4 protein-coding genes are annotated in these 4,424 nt (G+C 35.1%); all 4 read left to right on the top strand.

Features of this window, described 5'->3' with window-relative positions; genetic code table 11:
• Positions 1-262 precede the first annotated feature (262 nt).
• The 4 genes from CKF59_RS04845 (at position 263) to dacB (ending at position 4,412) form a co-directional block, all read left to right on the top strand.
• Positions 263-874 carry a hypothetical protein gene (locus CKF59_RS04845; RefSeq protein WP_119534843.1) on the top strand — a complete coding sequence of 204 codons (612 nt, stop codon included), beginning with the start codon at positions 263-265 and terminating at the stop codon, positions 872-874.
• A 195-nt stretch (positions 875-1,069) separates the two neighbouring features.
• Complete coding sequence (locus CKF59_RS04840) at positions 1,070-2,119, top strand: ribonuclease H family protein (RefSeq protein ID WP_119534842.1); 1,050 nt, start codon at positions 1,070-1,072, stop codon at positions 2,117-2,119.
• A 3-nt stretch (positions 2,120-2,122) separates the two neighbouring features.
• Positions 2,123-2,860 carry a hydroxyacylglutathione hydrolase family protein gene (locus CKF59_RS04835; RefSeq protein ID WP_119534841.1) on the top strand — a complete coding sequence of 246 codons (738 nt, stop codon included), beginning with the start codon at positions 2,123-2,125 and terminating at the stop codon, positions 2,858-2,860.
• 52 nt (positions 2,861-2,912) lie between these two features.
• Positions 2,913-4,412, top strand: coding sequence for a D-alanyl-D-alanine carboxypeptidase/D-alanyl-D-alanine endopeptidase (gene dacB / locus CKF59_RS04830; protein ID WP_119534840.1), 1,500 nt, complete (start codon positions 2,913-2,915; stop codon positions 4,410-4,412).
• Positions 4,413-4,424: the final 12 nt, after the last annotated feature.

The following is a 4,424-nucleotide window of genomic DNA, read 5'->3' as shown; positions in this document are numbered from 1 at the left end:
AAGTACAAAAGTACAAAAGTACAAAAGTACAAAAGTACAAAAGTACAAAAGTACAAAAGTACAAAAGTACAAAAGTACAAAAGTACAAAAGTACAAAAGTACAAAAGTACAAAAGTACAAAAGTACAAAAGTACAAAAGTACAAAAGTACAAAAGTACAAAAGTACAAAAGTACATATAAAAGTATAAGTACATACATATAAAAGTACAAAAATGTAAGTAAGACTTATAGTTATAAATTAATTTAATATTTGAGGCGTAATATGAAATTAACTTTAAAAACTCTATCAACCGTTTTTGCGGTAGTTGTTGCTGGATTCTTTGCAACTGCTCCTGCTCATGCAACTAATGTTTGTACTACAGCGACATGTAATGTAGCAACCGCAAAATGTGAAGCTACTACTTGTACTTCGCAAACTTGTGAAACTACTGCATGTAAGCAAACTCTAGATACTTGTAAAGGCAAAGCTTGCACTACAGCTTGCAATGGTGGCAATTGTACAACTGAAAATACAAACGTAAAAGCTTGTACCACTGGTAATGCTTGTCCTAACACTTGTACCAATGCTAGTTGCAAAACTTGTGCAAATAACAGCTGTACAACTAACTGTGAAAATGGTAACTGTGCTACCGCATATACAGCTAATAACTGTAATGCAACAAGTTGCAATGCAAATACAAACTGTGCAACTACTTGTACTAATGGTAATTGTGCAACGACAAAAACTTGTGCAGGAAATGCTTGTAACACCACTTGTACAGATGGCAACTGTGCTTCAACAACTTGTACAGCCAATAACGCAAACAGCAACAATAAAGTAGCTACTTGTTCAACAACAAAAAATAATCGTGCTTCTTGTTGCTCTCGTAAATAATAAGTTTTCTCTAACCCCAAGCTTAACCGCTTGGGGTTATTAATTGATACTTATTTAGAAGAATAACTTTATTAGTATGCACTCCCCTCTTAAAGTTATCACAAACTTACCTCTTCTCCTTACCAACTTCTTTCTTGCTAACTCTTTCTTTACTCTTGCTTTTTGTCCTTGGGTATCTTTGCTATAATAAACTTTATGTTAACAGTTTACATTGATGGAGCTTGTCGAAAAAATCCTGGTAAAGGCGGTTACGCTTTTGCAGTATTCGATCAAGAACAAAAATTAATTCTTCATAAATCCAAGGGATTTATCCTTACTACTAATAATCGCATGGAAATTAGTGCTTTTCTCTATGCAATGTTTTATTTGCATCAAGAAAAACTCATTAAACGTGGCGATAAAATTTTATTCAAAACAGATTCTAACTACCTCAAAGATTCCATGACCAAATGGATCGAGGGCTGGGTAAAACAAAACTGGAAAGATAAAAAGAATCCAGACTTATTTAAACGTTGTTACCTCTATAAAAAACATTTTGCAATTAAATGGGAAAAAGTCGCAGCTCACACCGGAATTGCTGGTAATGAATTAGTTGATACCTTAGCGACACAAGCTGCCGATCTCGAGACTTCGCTTCTCTATCATGATGAGATTTACGAAGCGGAAAACCCTAGTGCCACTAAAAAACTCAAAAAAGTTACTCCGAATTACCAAGAACGAGCTAAATTATCTAAACTTATTTATCCTCAAACGCAAGTTGAGCTTAGTGAACTCGAAATAGGTAAAGCTAAAAGTAAAACAGACAAGAGTAAAACAACTGCTAAAAGTACAAGCAAGAAAAAAGCAGAAGCTCTTCTTTCTAAAAAAGAAACTACAGAATCAGAGCCTGCTTCTGCAAATATTAAAAGTAGTAGTAAAAGTGGCAACAAAACCACAACAAAAACTCGTAATAAAACTACTGAGAGTAAAGAAACAACTCTTGAGGAAACAATTAATACTGCAACTAGTGTAACAACAACTAACACTAAACCAGAGCCTGCATTTACTGACCCTGAACTTCAAAGATTACATCAGCATTTAACTTCTCTGTTTAGTGAATTAGAACAAGGTTTTAAGGAAAATTGTATTCCTCGTGAGTACAGGGAAACTCAAGGTCTTACCCATACTCGTTTACAAGAAATTAATCAAGAACTCTTTGACATTTTTGTTGCTCAGTACCATCATGTAAAAAAGAAAGAGGAATAATTCATGCTTCATGTAGATATCCTTTCCGCTCTCAGTGATAATTATATTTATGTCCTGAGACGTGAAGATTTAGCTATCGTTATCGATATTGGCGAATTTGCTCCCGTACAGGCTTACTTAGAGCAACATCAACTCCAAAAAGTCGCAGTCTTAATTACCCACAAACACTTTGATCATGTATCAGGTTTAGAAGCCTTACTTGAAGCTTATCCACAAACTAAAGTCTATACTAAGCAAGAAATTTTTGCGAGTATCCCGTTTCAAGTACCTGAAGCCGCACGTTGCTATGTAACCCCAGGACAAAAATTTATCCTTGGAGGCTTAGAGTTTCTTGCCTTAGATACCCCAGGACATACAGATCAACACTTAGTTTTTACTACTGAGAACCTTATGTTTACTGGAGATTTAATTTTTAATCTTGGTTGTGGACGAGTAATGCCTGATGGTGATTACCTCAAGCTCTATAACTCCTTACAACTGGTAAAAGATTTTATTGGCGAACAAGAGTTTAAGCTTTATCCTGGTCACGAATATACTCTAGGCAATCTTGCTTATGCTCTTGCTCTAGCAGAGCAAGACTCAACTTTAGTGCCTCTTAAAGAACAAATTATTGCTCATCCTCAACCTCCAATAAAGTTTTCAGAGCAATTAGCATACAATCCGTTTCTAAGAGCAACTGATTTCCCTACCTTTAAGCAATTACGTCAAGGTAAAGATACTTTCGTTGTTCCTAAACTCTAGTTATATCTAAGTCTGACTTAATTTATAGAGCCAGACTTTACTTGTATAATTTATGTTAAAACTTAATTTCTTAAAAACCCTAGGACTTGTTACCTTTACGAGTCTAAGTCTAACCACTTTAGCTCATGATGGAGAAGAAGCTTCACTCGATCAATTAATTAGCCAACAGCAAAGCTATCAAGCTCATAGTAATATCAGTAAACTGGCACTTCCAGCTATTGACTGGAAAACCCAAAACTTAGGCAATTTTAATCCTCAAGCCTATCTTCCTAATGCTATGGTTGGTTTATATGCTGTTGACTTAACAACCAACAAGGTAATTCTCAGTTATAATGCTCAAGCTAACTTTAAACCCGCTTCGACAAACAAAGTAATCACTGCCTTATTAACCGCAAGTAAATTTGACTATAATCAAACTCTCGAAACAAGAGCTTTTATTAAGGTTCTGAGTAATGGCGAAGTAGACTTAACTTTGGAATTTACCGGAGATCCGAGTTTTAATAGTCAAAGCGTTAATACCATTGTAAATAATCTCTTACAACGAGGCGTAAAGAGAATTAGAAATCTCGTCCTTAACTTAGGTAAATACACCGGACATGACCGTCCTCAAGGCTGGGTATGGAATGGTAATTCTATGTGCTATAGTTCCGAAAATACTGTTGCTCAATTTAACTACAACTGTATTGCTGGCACTTTAAAAACCGATGGTACTCTTGGTACTATTGCTCCAATGCAAAACTATGCTAATAGTCGAGAGATAAAAATTACTTCTCAAGTAAAAATTGTGAGTCCTAGTCAAGCACAAGATTGTGAGCTAAATTATATCAATGCACAAGGGACAAGTTTTACTCTTGATGGTTGTGTAGCTCAAAACAAACAAGGGATTTGGATGTACTTTGCCGTTCCTAATGGCAATCAATTTACAGCACAAGTAATTCGCAATGCTTTAGCAAGTAAGAAAATTACTGTAGGAAAAATGAGCTACTCAACACAACTGCTCGGCAATAAAACTGTTCCAAGTTTTACAATCAAAAGTTTACCTATTGGTTCTTTAATTGAAAATATGCTTTCCCGTTCCGAAAACCATATTGCTGAACAACTTTATCGTAATCTTGCTTTTGTGCAAACTAGTCAACCGGTTTCTTATACTCTTGCTAATCGGGTTAACCGTGATCTCTTACGCTCTTTAGGAATTGGCGTAGATCCAACTATCTATGATGGTTCGGGACTCTCTTATTACAATAATGCCACGCCTTTAGAAATGACAAAAATTGTTACTGCAATTTATACTAACAATCAAGCTTTAGGTAATCTGTGGCAATTATTTCCACAACAAGATCAAGGTACCTTACAACACAAAAAAGCTTTTCAAATTTATCAAATTCAAGGTAAAACCGGATCACTCAATGGAGTGACTAACTTTACGGGGATTATTACTACCTCTAAAGGGAAAAAAATAGCCTTTACCTACTTTATAAATAATTCTAACGATAACAAAGCTCAAATCGAAGCTTTTGAAAGCAAACTTCTTGCCTATTTAAATGCTCAATAAGTTAAAAGCTCC

It is taken from the genome of Psittacicella gerlachiana (assembly GCF_003585965.1).
GTDB classification, from domain to species: Bacteria; Pseudomonadota; Gammaproteobacteria; order Enterobacterales; family Psittacicellaceae; genus Psittacicella; species Psittacicella gerlachiana.
Note: the sequence above shows the minus strand (reverse complement) of the source record. Positions and strands in the feature narration are given on the sequence as shown.